Genomic DNA, 17,853 nt, shown 5'->3' on the forward strand with positions numbered 1-17,853 from the left:
CCAACACGACGACGGAGGAAATCCAGATGGCTGAGCGCGGGGACGAGAGTCTGGTGCACACCCTCAAAAAGGTCGCCGCCGTGCTCAAGCAGTCCGAGATTCCGTTCGCCCTGGGCGGCAGCTTCGCCGTCTACGCCCACGGAGGCCACTCGAGTGATCACGACGTCGACTTCCTGATCCGGGAGCCCGACGTCGAACAGGCGCTGGAGGCACTTGTCGCCGCCGGCTTCGTCGCCGAGCGGCCCCCGGAGGACTGGCTGGTGAAGGTCTTCGACGACGACCGGATGGTCGACCTGATCCACCGCCCGGTTGAGACGCCGGTGACCGAGGAGACGTTCGCCGACACCGTCGTCCGGCCTGTCGACGCGATCCGCATGCCGGTGCTGTCCGCCACCCAGCTGATGGTGCACAAACTGCTCAGCTTCTCCCAGCACTACTGCGACTTCGCCCGCGGTCTGCCGCTGGCCCGCTCGCTGCGGGAGCAGATCGACTGGGAACGGGTACGCAAGGAGACGCAGCACTCGCCGTACGCCGAGGCGTTCCTGGTGCTGCTGGACCGGCTGGAGGTGGTGCCGGCCGCCGGCACCCAGCCAGGAGAGGGGACATCGTGAGCCACCAACGCGACCTGAGCGCGGGCCCACCTGACGAGTACGTCGAGGCGGAGATCCAACGGTTACTCGTCGAGGACCCCGCCGTCGCCGAACAGGGGATCACCGTGGTCCGACGAGAAGAAGCCCTCGTGCTGCACGGCGAGGTGGAGAGCCCGCACCGGCGGGAGGAGATCCTGCGTCGGGTGTCCGAGCGCTTCCCGGACGTGCCGATCACCAGCGACATCGGGGTGATCCGCGCCCACGCGCCCACGGAGATCGAGCAACTGCCCTGAGGGAGGTTCCATGGTGATCCGGATAGCCGCTGTGGGCGACGTGCATCTGGACAAGGACGTGGTCGGCCGGTTCCGACCGGCGTTGGAAGAACTGCCGGAGTGCGCCGACGTGCTGCTGCTGGCCGGGGACCTGACCCGGCACGGCACCGAGGCCGAGGCGCGCTGCGTGGCAGAGGAGTTCGGCGGTTTGGCCGTGCCGGTGGTGACGGTGCTCGGCAACCACGACCACCAGTGTGACCAGGTGCCGCAGGTGGTCAAGGTGCTGGAGGACGCGGGCATCACCGTGCTGGAGGGCAACGGGGTGGTGCTGGACTGCGCGGGCGGCCGGCTCGGCATCGCCGGCGTGAAGGGCTTCGGCGGTGGGTTCGCCGGGCGGTGCGCGAGCGACTTCGGCGAGCCGGAGATGAAGGCCTTCGTGCGGACCACCACCGACAGCGCGGACCGCCTCGGGGCGGCGCTGCGCTCACTTGACTGCGACATGCTCGTCGCGCTCACCCACTACGCACCGGTGCCGGACACACTGGTCGGCGAACCGTTGGAGATCTACCCGTTCCTGGGGTCGTACCAGTTGGGGCAGGCGATCGACTCGGCGCCCACCGCGCTTGCCGTGCACGGGCACGCGCACGCCGGCACCGAGCGCGGCACGACGCCCGGAGGGGTGCGCGTCCGTAACGTCGCGCACCCGGTGATCAAGCAGGCGTACAGCGTTTTTCATGTCGGGGATCAACTCGACACGGACCAGGTTTCCCCGATCGGCCAGTCGGGTAGTCAGAGGTCATGGAGCTGATTCTCTGGATTCTCGCAGTCGTACTCGTGGTCGCCGGCATCCTCGCGCTGTTCCGCCGGCAGATCCTGTGGGGCATCGTCCTCATCGTTGTCGGGCTGTTGGTCGGCCCGGGTGGTGTCAGCATCTTCAATTAGCGCTCGTATCGCCCCAACACCAGTGACCCGCCGGGGTCGCCGCGGCCGGAGCTTCGTCCTCCCGACAGAAGCATCGGCTGCGGCGATCCCGGCGCTTTGTCGTTGCCGGCCGACCGGCCCGCCCTCCCATTCGGCGGTTTGAGCCGACCCGGAGAGGAAATATCTCGACGATGGAGATACCTCAGGACGCGCCGGCACGATCCGGGCGGCGAGTGTGGTGGGCCCTCGCCGGCTTCGCGGCGGCGGTCTTCGTCGCGGCCGCGATCGGCGGGCTGGGCGTGCAGGGCACCACCGAGGAGTACGCGAACCTGCGGCAGCCCGACTGGGCCCCGCCCTCCTGGCTGTTCGGCCCGGTCTGGTCGCTGCTCTACGCGTTCATCGCGGTGGCCGGCTGGCTGGTGTGGCGCCGGGTCGGCTTCTCCCCCGCCCTCTGGGCGTGGACCGCCCAGTTGGTGCTCAACGCGATCTGGACCCCACTGTTCTTCGGCGCGGGGCAGTACGGGCTGGCTTTCGCCGAGATCGTGCTGATGTGGCTGGCGATCGGCCTGACCGTCGTGCTCTTCGCCCGGGTGTCCCGGGTGGCGGCGGCGCTGATGCTGCCGTACTGGGCCTGGGTCACCTTCGCCGCCGCGCTGAACCTGACGATCTGGCAGCTGAACACCTGACCGACCGGTCCCCGGCGACCGCTGCCGCCGGGGACCGTGGGCGAAGGCTGGTCAGCAGCGGGGTACGCCGGGGATGTACCCGTCGTAGCCGGTGTACACGTACGCGTCGGCGATGTAGCGGCCCGAGCCGATCCGGTCCCAGATCGAGCTGGTGCCGTACGTGCCGGTGACAGTGGTGCCACTGGTCTGACAGGCGATCGTCACCCGGGTGCCGTCGGCGACGGTGCCCACCGACGCGTACCCGGTGCCGGGGCCGGAGCGGACGGTCAGCGGGGTGCCGCTGGTGTCGACAGTCGCGTTGCCGCTGCCCGAGGAGCACCCGTTGTCACTCGTGTAGCTCTTGGTGCCCCAGTAAAGGCCGAGGGTGCCGTTGAAGCGGACCTGGATGTCGCTGCCGTTGAGGCGCTGCTCGTAGTGCAGGTGAGGGCCCGTCGATCCCCCGGTGCTGCCGACCCAGCCGAGCACCTTGCCGTAGGCCACCGTCTGCCCGACCGAGACGTTGAACCCGTTGAGGTGCGCGTAGTAGGTGCTGTAACCGCCACCGTGGTTGATTCGGACGTACTTGCCGTAGCTGGTGCCGCCGAGGTCGGTCACCCGGTCGACGGTGCCGGGGGCGCTGGCGACCACCGGGTCGCCCAGGTCGTCGGTGCGGTTGAAGTCGACGGCGTACGCCGGGCTGTGATCCGACCTGGTCTGACCGGACCAGGACTGGCCGCACGGGAAGGGCACCTTGAAGCTCGGCGCGGCCAGCGCCGGGCTCGCTGGCACCAATGATCCTCCGACGAGCAGACCCGTCACCAGCAGGCTCATCCACCGCTTACGCATGCAGCTCCTCCTATGTCGAAAACCTTCGATCCGGTGCGCATAGCCTGACAGATATCGTCAAGCTTCGAAAGAGCTGAAGATCCGCACCGGGAACGCGCCCACCAGGCAGCCCGCAGGTTTCCGGATTGTTACTCGCTCGTGTCTGACTGGGGGTGGACCGCGCCGGATGCAAGCGCTTACATGTGTGCACGCCCAATCGGACCGGCGACGGGTCACCAGCACGACCGCGCCGGCTAGGAAGGAGGACGGCATGGCGGTCTTTACCAGACCACGTCAGGCCTTCGTGATCGCCGGTGTACTCGGGCTGGCGCTCAGCGCCACCGCCTGCGGTACCGGCAACGACAAGAAGAGCGACAAGGCAGGCTCCGCGGAGTGCGCCGCATACGACAAGTACGAGGGCCACGACGGCAAGAAGGTCTCCATCTACGCGTCCATCCGTGACGCCGAGGCCGACCTGCTGGAGAAGTCCTGGTCGCAGTTCACCGAGTGCACGGGCATCGAGATCGACTACGAGGGCAGCGGCGAGTTCGAGGCGCAGCTCCCCGTCCGGGTCGACGGTGGCAACGCCCCCGACATCGCCTTCGTGCCGCAGCCGGGCCTGGTGAAGCGCTTCGCCGACGCCGGCAAGCTCAAGTCGCTCGGCGCCGACACCAAGGCCCTCGCCGAGCAGAACATGCCCGCCGACTGGCTGAAGTACGGCACCGTGAACGGGACGCTCTACGGCGTGCCGCTCGGCGCCAACGTGAAGTCCTTCGTCTGGTACTCGCCGAAGACGTTCAAGGAGAAGGGCTGGGAGGTTCCGACCACCTGGGACCAGCTCATCGCCCTGAGCGACAAGATCGCCGCCAGTGGCATGAAGCCGTGGTGCGCGGGCGTCGAGTCCGGTGACGCCACCGGCTGGCCGGCCACCGACTGGATCGAGGACGTGGTCCTGCGGACGCAGGGTCCCGAGGTCTACGACCAGTGGACCACCCACGCCATCCCGTTCAACGACGCGAAGATCGTCGACGCGGTCGACCGCGCCGGCAGCATCCTCAAGAACGAGAAGTACATGAACGGCGGCTTCGGCGGCGTCAAGAGCATCACCACCACCGCCTTCCAGGAGGCGGGCCTGCCGGTGACCACCGGCAAGTGCGCGATGCACCGACAGGCGTCGTTCTACGCCAACCAGTTCCCCGAGGGCACCAAGGTGGCCGAGGACGGCGACGCGTTCGCCTTCTACTTCCCGGCCATCGACCCGGCCAAGGGCAAGCCGGTGCTGGGCGCTGGCGAGTTCGTCGTCGGCTACGCCGACCGTCCCGAGGTCCAGGCCGTGCAGACGTACCTCGTCTCGGCGGAGTACGTGAACAGCCGCGCGAAGCTCGGCAACTGGGTCACGGCGAACAACAAGCTGGACATCGCCAACGTCGCCAGCCCGATCGACAAGCTCTCCGTCCAGATCCTCCAGGACAAGACGGGCACCTTCCGCTTCGACGGATCCGACCTGATGCCGGCCGCGGTCGGTGCGGGAACGTTCTGGAAGGGCATGGTCGACTGGCTGAACGGCAAGGCGACCGCCCCGGTGCTCCAGGGCATCGAGAGCAGCTGGCCTAAGTGATCCCGGCGGTGGCCCGGTCCGCTGTCGCGGGCCGGGCCACCGGCCGAGGTGGACCCGGAAGGGAGGGTTGATGACGTTCGACTTCGCCGATCAGCAGCCGAAGTTCCTCATGCTGATGTACGGGCTGGTCGCCTTCGTGGTGGTCGTGGGCGGTCTGCTCCTGTTGCTCGACGTGGTGCCGGCCTGGTTCGCCCGTCGGCGGGAGGCCCAGCTCGTCGCCGCCTCAGTGGGCGGCGGCCCGCTGCCCCGCCGACGCAAGCAGCGGGAAGGGCTCTTCGCCTTCTTCTTCCTGCTGCCGACTGTGCTGCTGCTCGTCATCGGCCTGGTCGTGCCGGCCATCCGCACCACGCTGCTCTCCCTGATGGATGGAAGCAGCACCAACTGGGTGGGCCTGCGCAACTACGGCTGGATGTTCTCCGACGACTCGATCGTCCGGGTCCTGATCAACACTCTGGTCTGGGTGCTCCTGGTTCCGCTGGTGGCGACCGGCTTCGGCCTGATCTACGCCGTGCTCGTGGACAAGGCCCGGTTCGAGGCGGTGGCGAAGTCACTGATCTTCCTGCCGATGGCCATCTCCTTCGTCGGCGCCAGCATCATCTGGAAGTTCGTCTACGCCTACCGGGGTGAGGGCGACCAGATCGGTCTCCTCAACCAGATCGTGGTCAGCCTCGGCGGGGAACCGAAGCAGTGGCTCCTCGAATCACCCCTGAACACGCTGCTGCTGATCGTCATCATGGTCTGGATCCAGGCCGGTTTCGCCATGGTGGTGCTCTCCGCCGCGATCAAGGCGATCCCCGGCGACATCGTCGAGGCCGCCCGGCTCGACGGCGTCAGCCCCTGGCAGATGTTCTGGCGGATCACCATGCCGAGCATCCGGCCGGCGCTCATCGTCGTGGTGGTGACGCTCACCATCGCCACGCTCAAGGTCTTCGACATCGTCCGGACCTCGACCAACGGCAACTACGACACGAGCGTGATCGCCAGCGAGATGTACAACCAGGCGTTCCGGTACGGCCAGAACGGGCAGGGTTCCGCGCTCGCGGTCTTCCTCTTCATCCTGGTCATCCCGGTCGTGATCTACCAGATCCGCAACCTCCGTCAGCAGCGGGAGGGCTGAGATGACCACCGCAACGCCCACCGTCGCCGCCGGCACCCAGAAGACCGAAGGCACCCCGACCACCACGGCCGGGCGGGTCCGCAAGCGGTTGAACAGCCGCACCGCGACGCTCGTCTCGATCGTCATCGCGGTGGTCTGGACCATCCCGACGTTCGGCCTGCTCGTCTCCTCCCTCCGCCCGGAGGACGAGATCAAGACGACCGGTTGGTGGACGGCCTTCACCAACCCCCAGTTCACGTTCGACAACTACGAGCAGGTCCTGTTCGGGCGGTCGGCGTCCTCGGGGCAGCTCGCCGGTTCGTTCATCAACTCGCTGGCGATCACCATCCCGTCGGTGCTCTTCCCGCTCGCCTTCGCCTGTCTCGCCGCGTACGCGCTGGCGTGGATCAACTTCCGCGGTCGGGACTGGGTCTACATCGCGATCTTCGCGTTGCAGATCGTGCCGCTGCAGATGGCCCTGGTGCCGCTGCTGAAGTTCTTCTCCACAGGCGTCACCCTCGGCGGCGTCACACTGATGCCGGCCTGGGACCTGGTCGACGAGCAGAAGTTCGCCCAGGTGTGGTTCGCGCACACCTGCTTCGCGCTCCCGTTCGCCGTCTTCCTGCTGCACAACTTCATCTCGCAACTTCCCGGGGACCTGATGGAGGCGGCCCGCGTCGACGGCGCCACCCACCCGAAGATCTTCCGCACCATCGTGCTGCCACTGATCACCCCGGCCCTGGCGGCATTCGGCATCTTCCAGTTCCTCTGGGTCTGGAACGACCTGCTGGTGGCGCTGATCTTCGCCGGTGGCGGCAGCGAGACCGCCCCGCTCACCGTCCGGCTCGCCGAGATGGCAGGCACCCGGGGCAACGAGTGGCAACGCCTGACCGCCGGTGCGTTCGTCAGCATCGTCGTACCGCTCATCGTGTTCCTGTCCCTGCAGCGCTTCTTCGTGCGAGGTCTGCTCGCCGGCAGCGTCAAGGGCTGACCCGCGCGCCCGCCGCCGCCTGGCCCCTCGGGCGGCGGCGGGCGCTCCGGGCACCGAGCGGGGGAAAACCGTGACGAGGATCGATGATGTGGCCCGGCTGGCCGGAGTGTCCACGGCCACCGTCTCGCGGGCGCTGCGCGGGCTACCGACAGTCTCGGCCGCCACCCGCCGCCGGGTACTCGCCGCCGCCGAGCAACTCGACTACGAGGTCTCGCCCAGCGCGTCCCGGCTCGCCGGCGGCCGCACCGGCACTGTCGCGGTGGTGGTCCCCCGGATCACCCGCTGGTTCTTCAGCACCGTCGTCGAGGCAGTCGAGGAGTACCTCCACCAGTCCGGCTACGACCTGCTGCTCTACAACCTGGGCGGCCGGGAGCAGGTCCGCCAGCGGGTCCTGCGGACGGCCAACCTGCACAAGCGGGTGGACGCCATGATGCTCGTCGCCACGCCCCTGCATCCGGCCGACCTGACCGCACTGGCCGCGCTGGATCTGCCCGGTGTCACCATCAGCTCGGGCAGCAGGGTGCCCAACTGGCCCTGCGTACGGATCGACGACGTGGCAGCCGCGCGGACCGCCACCAAACACCTGATCGATCTGGGGCATCATCGGATCGCCCACATCTCCGGTGACCCGGACGACGAGTTGGCCTTCACCACCCACCTCGACCGACGCCGGGGATACCAGGCGGCGCTGCGTTCCGCCGGCCTGCGACCCGACCCCACCCTGGACATCGAGTCCACCTTCACCATCGACGGCGGCAACCGGGCCACCGCCGAACTGCTCGCCCGCGGCGAGCCACCGACCGCGATCGTCGCCGCCTGCGACGAGATGGCGATGGGCGCGTTCACCGCTCTGCGCGACGTCGGACTGCGGGTGCCTCAGGACGTCAGCGTGGTCGGCATCGACGACCACGACCTGGCCGGTGTGCTCGGGCTCAGCACCGTCGCCCAGCCCGCAGCCGAGCAGGGCCAACTGGCCGCCCAGATGCTGCTCGACCCGCTCGGGGCCCGGCCACCCGGGCCCGTCGTCAGTCAGCGGCGCGCCGGTTGCGACACTCCGGTGGTCCTGCCCACCCGGTTGGTGGTCCGGGATTCGACCGCACCGCCCCGGGCACACTGAAATTCACACACCGCAACACGGGAGACGACCCTGAACACCGACCCGACGCAGCAGACCACCTCCGACCACCCGCCCACCGGCTGGTGGACCGAGGCCGCCATCTACCAGATCTACCCCCGCTCGTTCGCCGACTCGGACGGGGACGGCATCGGTGACCTGCCCGGCATCACCGCCCGCCTCGACCACCTGGTCGAGCTGGGAGTGGACGCGGTGTGGCTCTCCCCCTTCTACCCCTCGCCGCAGGCCGACGCCGGCTACGACGTGGCCGACTACCGCGACATCGACAGGCTCTTCGGCACCCTCGCCGACGCGGACAAGCTGATCGCCGAGGCCCGGACCCGCAACCTGCGGGTGATCGTCGACCTGGTCCCGAACCACACCTCCTCGGCACACCGCTGGTTCCAGGCCGCCCTGCCGGCCGCGCCCGACAGTGCCGAACGGTCGCGCTACATCTTCCGGGACGGCCGCGGCCAGACCGGCGACCAACCGCCGAACGACTGGCAGAGCGTCTTCGGTGGTCCGGCCTGGACCCGGACGGTCGACGCCGACGGGCAGCCCGGCCAGTGGTACCTGCACCTGTTCGACACCGGGCAGCCGGATCTCAACTGGGACAACCCGGAGGTGCACGCCGAGTTCCTGGACGTGCTGCGGTTCTGGTTGGACCGCGGGGTGGACGGCTTCCGGGTCGACGTGGCGCACGGCCTCATCAAGCAGGCCGACCTGGCGGACTGGCAGGAGCCGCAGGAGATCCTCTCCGGCAACGAGATCGACAAGCCGCGCCCGCCGATGTGGGACCAGGAGGGCGTGCACGAGATCTACCGGCAGTGGCGGCAGGTGCTGGACAGCTACCCCGGTGAACGGGTGCTGGTCGCCGAGGCCTGGGTGGAGCCGGCCGAGCGGCTGGCCCGCTACGTGCGCCCGGACGAGATGCACCAGGCGTTCAACTTCGAGTACCTGCTCGCCGCGTGGACCGCGCCGGCCCAGTACGCGGTGATCACCCGCTCGTTGGAGGCGACCGACTCGGTCGGCGCGCCCACCACCTGGGTGCTGTCCAACCACGACGTGGTCCGGCACGCCTCCCGGCTCGGCCTGCCGATCGGCACCGTACGCCCCAACGGCATCGGCATCGGCGACCCCCAGCCGGACGCGGCACTCGGTCTGCGCCGGGCGCGGGCGGCCACCCTGCTGATGCTCGCGCTGCCCGGCTCGGCGTACCTCTACCAGGGCGAGGAGCTGGGCCTGCCCGAGCACACCACGCTTCCCGACGAGGCCCGGCAGGACCCCACCTGGGCGCGCAGCGGGCACACCCAGCGGGGCCGCGACGGCTGCCGGGTGCCGATCCCGTGGGAGGCCGACGCCCCGTCGTACGGCTTCGGGCCGACCGACGCGAGCTGGTTGCCGCAGCCCGCGCTGTGGGCGGAGTACGCGCTGGACCGCCAGCGTGACGTGCCCGGCTCGACGTACGAGCTGTACCGCTCGGCGCTGGGGTTGCGCCGCGCCCACGGGCTGGGTCGCGGCACGCTGGAGTGGCTGTCCTCCGGCGACGAGGTGCTGAGTTTCCGCAACGGTGAGCTGACCGTGCTGACCAACTTCGGTGCCGCCCCGGTGCCGGTGCCGGCCGGCGCCGAGGTGCTCGCCACCAGCGCACCCCTGGACGATGACGGCGCGGTCCCGGCCGACGTGACCGTCTGGCTGCGCGGCTGACCTACCACCGACCGGCCCGCCCCGCCGAGCCGTGCTCGCGGGCGGGCCGGTCGACATGGAGCGGTCCACTGTGGAGCTGATGTCGTAGGCGATTCGCCTCACGCCCACGCCCACGCCCACGCCGACGCCGACGCCGACGCCGACGCCGACGGAGAATGCGCGTCGGAGGCTCCCGTGCGGACAGGCGGTGACCGCGCCGCCCTCCTGGCCCTGCTGTCCGATGCCAGGGGCGTCCCACTCAGGTCGACAGCCGCAAGCCGAAGGGCCGGAACCGGAGGGGCGCACGCTGCACTAGGGGTCAGGCCCTGGTCGGCCGCGGACGGTGGCCTTGGAGCTCCTCGGGGTGGGCGCGTTACTCGCTGAGCCAAGGGGCACGCCGAGCTCCCGGGCTTGACCCTTCAGAACGCGCCGATCTTGCAGTTGTGGTCGTCGAGATGGGCAGAACGCCGTTTATGTCGGGACAGAAAGTGCAAGATCGCGGAGGTGCGCAGCTCGGCTTCACTGATCATGGAGTTGTGGTGCCTGACTTGATGCTATTCAGGTGATTTGCAACCCACCACAACTCCATGATCGACGCTCTTCGGGGCGGGGCGGGGCGGGGCGGGAGGGGCGGGAGGGGCGGGGCGGGAGGGGTCGGGGCCAGCGGTGCGGCATGCGGCAGGATGGCAGCGGGGCTACAGGCGGTCGGCTCGGGCGTGCAGGAGGTCGTGCACGTTGTCGATGTCCGTCGGTGAGGTACGCGAGGCCAGCCAGTACATGACGCCCGTCGGAATGAAGAAGAGCTGGAACGCTGCCAGCCCGACGGCGAAGTTCAGCGGGGGCGGGAATGCCCCCCGCAGGGCCTGGAAGGCCACCCCGACCAGACTGTTGCCGGCCGCGCGACCGACCCCGTTGACGAGGTTGCCGAGGCTGTAGACGGTGCCTCGATGCTCCGGCGGGTTGACGTCGGCGATCAACGCGAACCAGTTCGGCGAGTTGGCCGAGGTCAACGCCAGCGCCACGATCGCGGTGAGCAGACTCAGCCCGACCGACGGCTCGGTGAAGACACTTGCCAGCACCGCACCGACCACCGCGCCGCCGCTCGCGCCGTCCGGCACGTCGATGGTCACCGGAACGAAGAACAACACCAGGTAGAACGGCAGCGCGGCGAGGATGCCGATCGAGGCGACAAGGGCCCGCCCACGAGGGGTACGGCGTTGCACGGCGTCGCCGATCAGGCCACCCACGATGGACAGCACCCCACCGAGCTGGAACAGGGTGGCGAAGACGCTGCCCACCACCACCGCTGTGGACGGGGAGTAACCCTGGGCCTCGGCCCGCTCGGCGAAGAGCACCGGCAGCCAGACCAGTGAGCCGAACGCGGCCTGCGCGGTGAGCCCTTGCAGGATCAGCCACCGGTTGGTCCGCCGGGCCAGGATGCGCGGCAGGTCCGCGCGGCTGATCCGGTAGTCGTACTCGGCGCCCGCGTCGATCCGGCCGGCCAGCTCCGGCTCGCTCTGACCTCGCCGGATGTCGTACGTGAAAAGGTAGGCCACTGTGGCGGCCAGGCCGACGCCGGTCAGCAACAGGAACGGTCGCCGCCAGTCGGCCGCCCCGAGCAGCCCTCCGACGAGGGTGCCGGCGAGGGTGCCGACCCCCTGGGAGAGCCCCCAGAAGCTCATCACCAACCCCCGCCGGGTCGGTGAGATCAGATCGGTGACCACGGAGAAGCCCACCGAGCCGACCGCGCCGAGGCCGACCGCCGCCACCAGCTGCGCGCCCAGGAACGTCAGGTAGCCGCCGGCGAGCGCACTGCCGCCGGTGCCCGCCGCCCAGAGCAGCGTGCCCACCATGAGCAGCGGCTTACGGTTGGTCCGATCCCCGACGTACGCCCAACCGACCGCCGCTACCGCACTGACCAGGAAGCTGGCCGCGGTGACCACGCCGAGCAGTCGCCCGGACACGTCGAACGCGTCGGAGATCGGGCCGTACAGCGGGGGAACCAGCCCGATCGCCACATTGTCCAGCGAGGCGAGCAGCACGAACACCACGACGCTGTACAACCGGTGCGCCGGCCCGCCGCCCCGACCGTGCGGGCGCAGGCCGGGCCCGCCACTGCTCACCGTCATGACCGGCAGCCAACCAGACTCCGTGCAGGTTGTCGTCACGCGGGTGGGTGCCGGTCACCGTCGACAGGCACCCACCCGTGTCGATCCCGACGCTCAGCGCCTGTCGAGCACCAACCCGCGAGCGGCCGCGTACTGGTCGCGGACGGCGGGGACGGCAGGTGCCGCGTACTCCTCGGTGCCCTCCACCGCCCAGACCGGCGGCGCGGCACCACCCAGGGCGACCCAGGCGGCCTGCCGGGCGGCCCCGTCGGCGACGTACTCCCCGGCGGGCGGGACGACGACCGGGCAGCCGAAGACCTGCGGGGCGATCTGACGCACCGCTGCCGAGCGGGCCCCGCCGCCCACCAGGATGACCCGGCGGACGGTGGCACCCTGCGCGGTCAACGCGTCCAGCCCGTCGGCGAGTGCGCAGAGCATGCCCTCGACGGCGGCCCGCGCCAGGTGCGCGGGGGTCGACGTCCGCAGGGTCAGGCCGTGCACCGCACCGGTGGCGAGTGGCCGGTTCGGCGTCCGCTCACCCTCCAGGTACGGCACCATGACCAGCCCGTCCGCTCCGGCCGGCGCGGAGAGCGCCAGCTCGGCCAACTGGTCCAGGTCGACGCCGAGCATCGCGGCGGCGGCGTCCAGCACCCGGGCCGCGTTGAGCGTGCACACCAGGGGCAGGAAGCGGCCGGACGCGTCGGCGAAGCCGGCGACGGCGCCGCTCTCGTCGGCGGCCGGCACGTCGGCGACGCTGAACACGGTGCCGGAGGTGCCGATCGAGACGACCACGTCGCCCGGGCCGGCGCCGACACCCAACGCGGCGGCGGCGTTGTCCCCGGTGCCCGCGCCGAGCAGCGCACCGCCCGGCCCGCCCAGCTCGTCGGCGAGCTTGCCCGCCGACTCGGCCGGACCGAGAACCTCGGGCACCACCAACCGCCTACCGAAGCCCCGTTCCAGCAGGTCCAGTCGGTATTCGCCGGTCGCCGGCGACCAGTAGCCGGTGCCGCTGGCGTCACCCCGGTCGGTACGCAGTGCGCCCAACCCCGGTGCGCCGGCCAGCCGCCAGGTCAGCCAGTCGTGGGGCAGGCAGACGGCGGCCACCCGGGCGGCCAGGTCCGGTTCGTGCCGGGCCAACCACCGCAGCTTGGTGATGGTGAAGCTGGCCACCGGAACACTGCCGGTGGCCTCGGCCCAGAACCGACTCCCGGCCGAGCCGCCGCCGGCCTCCTCGATCAGGTCGGCGGCGGCGTCGGCGGATCGGGTGTCGTTCCACAGCAGCGCCGGGCGGACGACCCGGCCGTCCTCGTCGAGACACACCATGCCGTGCTGCTGGCCGGCGACGGAGATCGCCGCCAAGTCGGCAAACCCGCCGGCCTGGTCGGCGGCGCTGCGCAGCGCCTGCCACCAGGCTTCCGGGTCGACCTCGGTGCCGTCCGGGTGCGGTGCCCGGCCCTGCCGGACCAGGGCGCCGGTCTCCGCGTCCCGGATCACCACCTTGCAGGACTGGGTGGACGAGTCGACGCCTGCGACAAACGGCATGGCGGGCCTCAGCGGGCGCCGAGCAGGTGCTCGACGGCGAGCTGGTTGAGCCGGACGAAGGCGAAGCCCCGGGCGGCCACCGCGTCGACGTCGACATCCTCGAACGCGGACCTGTCGGCCAGGAACTCCTCGTAGCCCTCACCGTCGTTGAGCGTTGGCGTGTTCAGGTCGCCGACCTTGCTGGCGGCGAGCGCCTCGACCACCTCGGGGTCGGCGCGGAACGCCGCCGCCCGCTCCTTGAGCAGCAGGTACGTGCTCATGTTGGCCGCCGCCGAGGCCCAGACGCCGTCCATGTCCTCGGTCCGGGAGGGCTTGTAGTCGAAGTGCCGGGGGCCGTCGTAGGCCGGGCCGCCGTTCGGGCCGCCGTTCTCCAGGAGGTCCACCAGGGCGAACGCGTTCATCAGGTCGCCGTGGCCGAAGACCAGGTCCTGGTCGTACTTGATGCCGCGCTGGCCGTTGAGGTCCAGGTGGAACAGCTTGCCCTGCCAGAGCGCCTGGGCGATGCCGTGGGCGTAGTTGAGCCCGGCCATCTGCTCGTGACCGACCTCCGGGTTGAGGCCGACCAGCTCCGGGTGGGCCAGCTGGGAGATGAAGCCGAGCGCGTGCCCGATGGTCGGCAGCAGGATGTCGCCGCGCGGCTCGTTGGGCTTGGGCTCGAGGGCGAAGCGCAGGTTGTAGCCCTTGTCGATGGAGTACTGGGTGAGCAGGTCCACCGCCTCGCGGTAGCGGTCCAGGGCGGCGCGGACGTCCTTGGCGAGGTCGTACTCGGAGCCCTCGCGGCCACCCCACATCACGAAGGTGCTCGCACCCAGCTCGGCGGCCAGGTCGACCTGGCGCAGCACCTTGCGCAGCGCGTACCGGCGGACGTCGCGGTCGTTGCTGGTGAAGCCGCCGTCCTTGAAGATCGGGTGGGTGAAGAGGTTGGTGGTGACCATCGGCACCACGAGGCCGGTCTCGTCCAGGGCCTTGCGGAACCGGGCGATGTGCTGGTCCCGGGTGGCCGCGTCGACGCCGAACGGGATCAGGTCGTCGTCGTGGAAGGTGATGCCGTACGCGCCCAGCTCGGCGAGCCGGTGCACCGCCTCGACCGCGTCGAGCTCGGGACGGGTGGCGTCACCGAACGGGTCGCGGGCCTGCCAGCCCACGGTCCAGAGCCCGAAGGAGAACTTGTCGGCGGGGGTGGGACGGGGTGCCATGAGCGACCTCCGGGTGGTGTTGTCCGCTATTTGTTCAGCGATTGAATTATTTGCTCACCCTATGGCACTGTCAAGGGGTGAGCCTCACCCACGCCCCGGCCGGCGGAGTCCGTCAGGGCAGTCTGCGCGAGCTCAACCTCGCCCTGGTCCTCGGCCGGATCGCCGCTGCCGACCGACCTCCCTCCCGCGCCGACCTGGCGACCGCGACCGGCCTGACCAGAGCCACGGTGTCCGCGGTGGTCGAAGACCTGCTCGCCGGCCAACTGGTGAGCGAGTCCGAACCCGCGCCCCGCTCGGGCGCCGGCCGGCCGGCGCGCGGGCTGGTCCTGGCCGACCAGGGCCCGGCCGGGCTCGGCCTGGAGGTGAACGTCGACTACCTGGCGGTCTGCGTGGTGGATCTCGCCGGCCAGGTCCGGCACCGCACGGTACACCGGGTCGACCTGCGCCCGGTCGCCCCCGCCGACGCCCTGGCCCGCCTGGTCGAGATGGCCGGGGCGGCCCGCGACGACGCCGCCCGGGAAGACCTCACCCTGGTCGGCGCCGCGCTCGCGGTGCCCGGCCTGATCGACGACGCCGGGCTGGTCCGGCTCGCGCCGAACCTCGGCTGGCGGGACGTGCCGGTGCCCGAACTCCTTGCCCAACATCCTCCGCTCATCGAAGAGGTGCCCGGGGTTCCGGCGCTCACGGTGGACAACGAGGCCAACCTCGCCGCACTCGGGGAACTGCACTCTCAGCCGCCCGGCCCGCTCAGCTTTCTGCACATCTCCGGTGAGGTGGGCATCGGTGCCGGCATCGTGCTGGACGGTGCGCTGTTTCGCGGCGTCCGCGGGTGGAGCGGCGAGATCGGGCACCTTCCGGTGCACCCCGAGGGCCGTCCGTGCCGCTGCGGTGGGCAGGGTTGCCTGGAGCAGTACGCCGGCCAGGAGGCGATCGTGTCCGCTGCCGGGCTGGCTCGGGCAGAGCTGCCCGCTGACACCGCGACGGCCCGGCTCGCCCAGTTGGCCGACGCCGGCGACGCCGACGCGCTGCGGGCCCTGCACGACGCGGGGACGGCCCTCGGCGTCGCGGTGGCGAGCGTCGTCAACCTGCTCGACCTGGACACCGTGGTGCTCGGTGGCGGTTACGCCGCGCTCGCACCCTGGCTGCGCCCCCCGGTTCTCGCCGAGATCGACGCCCGGGTGCTCACCGCCGCCTGGTCGCCGGTCACGGTCCGGCCGTCGACGCTCGGCGCGGAGGCCGCCGCGGTGGGCGCCGCCGGCTCGGTGGCCCGTCGGATCATCGCCCAGCCCGCCGGGTGGTTGGCCCGCTCGGGCTGATCGCCGCAGGCCCACGACGACGTCGCGATGCTGGCCGTGGGCGCCTCGGGCTGACCGACGGGCCGGCTCGATCAGGCGGTACGCGCCACCGGCGGATCGCCGGCCGGCCACTCCCGGGTGGCGCCGGCCGATCGTTCCGCGCCCTCCGACGAACCTGTCCAGCCCGTTCGGGTCTGCCGACCCGAATCGACCGGCCGGTGTCCTGACCGCCCACCGGGGCGATCCGGGTCGTCCGGCCAGCCCTCCGGACCCGTCGACTCGTCCGACGCCGACGCGCGTCGCACCTGCTGGCTGCGGGCGGTCTCGTCGAACTCTCGCATCCCCCGCAGCAGCGCGTCGCGGCCCTCGCCGCTCATCGCCGCCAACACGGCGGCGAGTTGGCCCTGGCGGTCGGCCCGCAGCTCGGCGACGAGCCGACGGGCCTCCGGGGTGAGGTGCAGCGAGATCTCCCGCCGGTCGAAGCGGCCCGGCTCGCGCTCCAGCATGCCGGCGGCAACCAGCCGGTCGCAGAGACGGCTGGCGGAGCTGAGCAGCATGTCGAGTCGGGTGGCGAGCCGGCGTAGGTTGATCCCGTCGTACTGCTCCACCACCATCACCGCCCGTAACTGGGCGCCTGACACGCGGTTGGCGGTCCCTTCCCGGGCAGATTCCCAGATGCCCAGCAGGGCAGCGGCTGCCGCGTCCAGCGCGGCAGCCATACTCGTCTCAGGGTCCGTCGGGCGGTTCACATCGGCCATGGTGGCCCGAGAGTACTCCGAACCTCCTGGTAGTCGAGCTTTCAGTGAAGGACTGACGATGAGCGAACCGGTCAATCAGGCACGGCGCGCCCTGAACGAGACACCAGCTGACCGGCTCGTGGGTGGTATCGGGGACGTGCTCGCCCAGGCGTACGGGATCACCGACGTCGAGCTCTTCCAGGTCGACTACCGGATCGCGGAACTCCTGCCGCTCGGTGACGACGACTCGATCACCAACCCCGGGCACCCGGCCTGGCGTGCCTTCGACCATCAGTCGCCGATACCGGCCGACGGTACGGCCTGGTTCCCGGTCACCATGCGTGGTGAGCGTCGCGGGGTGCTGCGCCTGGCACCCGTTCCGGACGACCAGGACGTCGTCACCGCGCTGGCCGAGGTCGCCACCGCGCTCGCCCACGAGGTGGCCGCGGTCTCCGCCGGCACCGACGTCTATCTGGCGGCCCGGCGCACCCAGCGCCTCACCCTGGCCGCCGAGATGCAGTGGGACCTGCTCCCCGGCCGCAGCCGGATCCGTCCCTCGTTCAGCCTGGCCGGTCAGTTGGAGCCGGCGTACGCGGTGCGCGGCGACAGCTTCGACTGGTCCGACGACGGGGAACGGCTGTGGTTGTCCACCATCAACGGCACCGGTGAGGGGGTGGCCGCCTCCCTGCTCACGTCGCTGGCCACCCACGCGCTGCGCAACGCGCGTCGGGCCGGGCTGAGCCTGGCCGACCAGGCCGCCCTCGCCGATCAGGCCATCTACGACCTGTACCGGGGCGAGCAGCACCTCTCCGCGTTGCTGATGGAGCTGGACCTGCGCTCCGGGATGATGACAGTGGTGGACGCGGGGTCACCCCGACTGGTCCTGCTCCGCGGCGGGGAGGTCACCGAGCAGCCCCTGGAGGCGCAGTTCCCGCTGGGCATGTTCGAAGCGACCGACTACCACGAGCAGAAGTTCCCGCTGGAGCGCGGCGACCGGGTGTTCGTGGTCAGCGACGGGGTGGTGGAGGCCACCGGCCAGCACGTGCGCTACGGCGAGACGGCGCTGGACCGGTTCCTGCGACGGACCGGGCCGATGGCCCCCCTGGACGCCGTCCGGTCGCTCATCGGTGATCTGCGCGTTCGTGGCCGGTGACCTGGTCGACGACGCGGTGGTCGTCTGCCTGGACTGGACCGGCC

The 17,853-nt window shown here is 70.7% G+C and carries 17 protein-coding genes; 12 read left to right on the forward strand and 5 right to left on the reverse strand.

Features of this window, described 5'->3' with window-relative positions:
- The first annotated feature begins 26 nt into the window (after positions 1 to 26).
- The 5 genes from ABZ406_RS05010 (at position 27) to ABZ406_RS05030 (ending at position 2,469) form a co-directional block, all read left to right on the forward strand.
- Positions 27 to 611 (forward strand): nucleotidyltransferase, encoded by a 585-nt coding sequence (locus ABZ406_RS05010; protein ID WP_357756032.1) that lies wholly within the window; start codon positions 27 to 29, stop codon positions 609 to 611.
- Positions 608 to 883, forward strand: coding sequence for a hypothetical protein (locus tag ABZ406_RS05015; protein ID WP_357756033.1), 276 nt, complete (start codon positions 608 to 610; stop codon positions 881 to 883). The genes ABZ406_RS05010 and ABZ406_RS05015 overlap by 4 nt, the downstream gene beginning before the upstream one ends.
- A 10-nt stretch (positions 884 to 893) precedes the next feature.
- Positions 894 to 1,670, forward strand: coding sequence for a metallophosphoesterase (locus tag ABZ406_RS05020; protein WP_357756034.1), 777 nt, complete (start codon positions 894 to 896; stop codon positions 1,668 to 1,670).
- Positions 1,661 to 1,804, forward strand: a complete 144-nt coding sequence (locus ABZ406_RS05025; protein ID WP_007464364.1) for a GPGG-motif small membrane protein — start codon at positions 1,661 to 1,663, stop codon at positions 1,802 to 1,804. Before ABZ406_RS05020 ends, ABZ406_RS05025 begins: the two co-directional genes overlap by 10 nt.
- 170 nt (positions 1,805 to 1,974) lie before the next feature.
- A complete protein-coding gene (locus tag ABZ406_RS05030; RefSeq protein ID WP_357756035.1) occupies positions 1,975 to 2,469 on the forward strand; it encodes a TspO/MBR family protein in 495 nt (164 codons plus the stop codon).
- 51 nt (positions 2,470 to 2,520) lie between these two features.
- Here ABZ406_RS05030 and ABZ406_RS05035 read toward each other — a convergent pair whose 3' ends face one another.
- Positions 2,521 to 3,294: a peptidoglycan DD-metalloendopeptidase family protein gene (locus ABZ406_RS05035; protein ID WP_357756036.1), complete on the reverse strand. Its 774-nt coding sequence runs from the start codon at positions 3,292 to 3,294 to the stop codon at positions 2,521 to 2,523.
- A gap of 250 nt (positions 3,295 to 3,544) precedes the next feature.
- On the opposite strand from ABZ406_RS05035, the gene ABZ406_RS05040 reads away from it, so the two are divergent.
- The 5 genes from ABZ406_RS05040 to ABZ406_RS05060 all read left to right on the forward strand — a co-directional run bounded on the left by ABZ406_RS05040 (position 3,545) and on the right by ABZ406_RS05060 (position 9,799).
- Entirely contained in the window at positions 3,545 to 4,891 is a 1,347-nt protein-coding gene (locus tag ABZ406_RS05040) for an ABC transporter substrate-binding protein (protein WP_357756037.1), read from the forward strand.
- A gap of 70 nt (positions 4,892 to 4,961) precedes the next feature.
- The gene (locus tag ABZ406_RS05045; RefSeq protein ID WP_357756038.1) at positions 4,962 to 6,008 is read left to right on the forward strand and encodes a sugar ABC transporter permease; all 1,047 of its coding nucleotides are present in this window, start codon (positions 4,962 to 4,964) and stop codon (positions 6,006 to 6,008) included.
- 1 nt (position 6,009) lies between these two features.
- The gene (locus ABZ406_RS05050; protein ID WP_357756039.1) at positions 6,010 to 6,978 is read left to right on the forward strand and encodes a carbohydrate ABC transporter permease; all 969 of its coding nucleotides are present in this window, start codon (positions 6,010 to 6,012) and stop codon (positions 6,976 to 6,978) included.
- 70 nt (positions 6,979 to 7,048) lie between these two features.
- Positions 7,049 to 8,095, forward strand: coding sequence for a LacI family DNA-binding transcriptional regulator (locus ABZ406_RS05055; protein ID WP_357756040.1), 1,047 nt, complete (start codon positions 7,049 to 7,051; stop codon positions 8,093 to 8,095).
- A 30-nt stretch (positions 8,096 to 8,125) separates the two neighbouring features.
- A complete protein-coding gene (locus ABZ406_RS05060) occupies positions 8,126 to 9,799 on the forward strand; it encodes a glycoside hydrolase family 13 protein (protein ID WP_357756308.1) in 1,674 nt (557 codons plus the stop codon).
- Between the two features lie 674 nt (positions 9,800 to 10,473).
- On the opposite strand, the gene ABZ406_RS05065 is transcribed toward ABZ406_RS05060, so the two are convergent.
- From ABZ406_RS05065 to xylA, 3 genes are all read right to left on the reverse strand, one after another.
- Complete coding sequence (locus ABZ406_RS05065) at positions 10,474 to 11,907, reverse strand: MFS transporter (protein WP_357756041.1); 1,434 nt, start codon at positions 11,905 to 11,907, stop codon at positions 10,474 to 10,476.
- 93 nt (positions 11,908 to 12,000) lie between these two features.
- Complete coding sequence (gene xylB / locus ABZ406_RS05070; RefSeq protein ID WP_357756042.1) at positions 12,001 to 13,428, reverse strand: xylulokinase; 1,428 nt, start codon at positions 13,426 to 13,428, stop codon at positions 12,001 to 12,003.
- 8 nt (positions 13,429 to 13,436) lie between these two features.
- On the reverse strand, positions 13,437 to 14,624 hold the full coding sequence (gene xylA / locus ABZ406_RS05075) for a xylose isomerase (RefSeq protein ID WP_357756043.1): 1,188 nt from the start codon (positions 14,622 to 14,624) through the stop codon (positions 13,437 to 13,439).
- A gap of 77 nt (positions 14,625 to 14,701) precedes the next feature.
- Between xylA and ABZ406_RS05080 the strand changes: the two genes are divergently transcribed.
- Positions 14,702 to 15,940: an ROK family transcriptional regulator gene (locus tag ABZ406_RS05080; protein ID WP_357756044.1), complete on the forward strand. Its 1,239-nt coding sequence runs from the start codon at positions 14,702 to 14,704 to the stop codon at positions 15,938 to 15,940.
- A 71-nt stretch (positions 15,941 to 16,011) separates the two neighbouring features.
- On the opposite strand, the gene ABZ406_RS05085 is transcribed toward ABZ406_RS05080, so the two are convergent.
- On the reverse strand, positions 16,012 to 16,668 hold the full coding sequence (locus ABZ406_RS05085) for a MarR family transcriptional regulator (protein ID WP_357756045.1): 657 nt from the start codon (positions 16,666 to 16,668) through the stop codon (positions 16,012 to 16,014).
- Positions 16,669 to 16,735: 67 nt separating this feature from the next.
- Here ABZ406_RS05085 and ABZ406_RS05090 point away from each other — a divergent pair, with 67 nt between their 5' ends.
- Positions 16,736 to 17,809 (forward strand): PP2C family protein-serine/threonine phosphatase, encoded by a 1,074-nt coding sequence (locus ABZ406_RS05090; protein WP_357756046.1) that lies wholly within the window; start codon positions 16,736 to 16,738, stop codon positions 17,807 to 17,809.
- Positions 17,810 to 17,853 lie beyond the last annotated feature (44 nt).

Origin of the sequence: Micromonospora sp. NPDC005710 (assembly GCF_040630995.1) — a bacterium.
In the GTDB taxonomy this organism is placed as follows: domain Bacteria; phylum Actinomycetota; class Actinomycetes; order Mycobacteriales; family Micromonosporaceae; genus Micromonospora.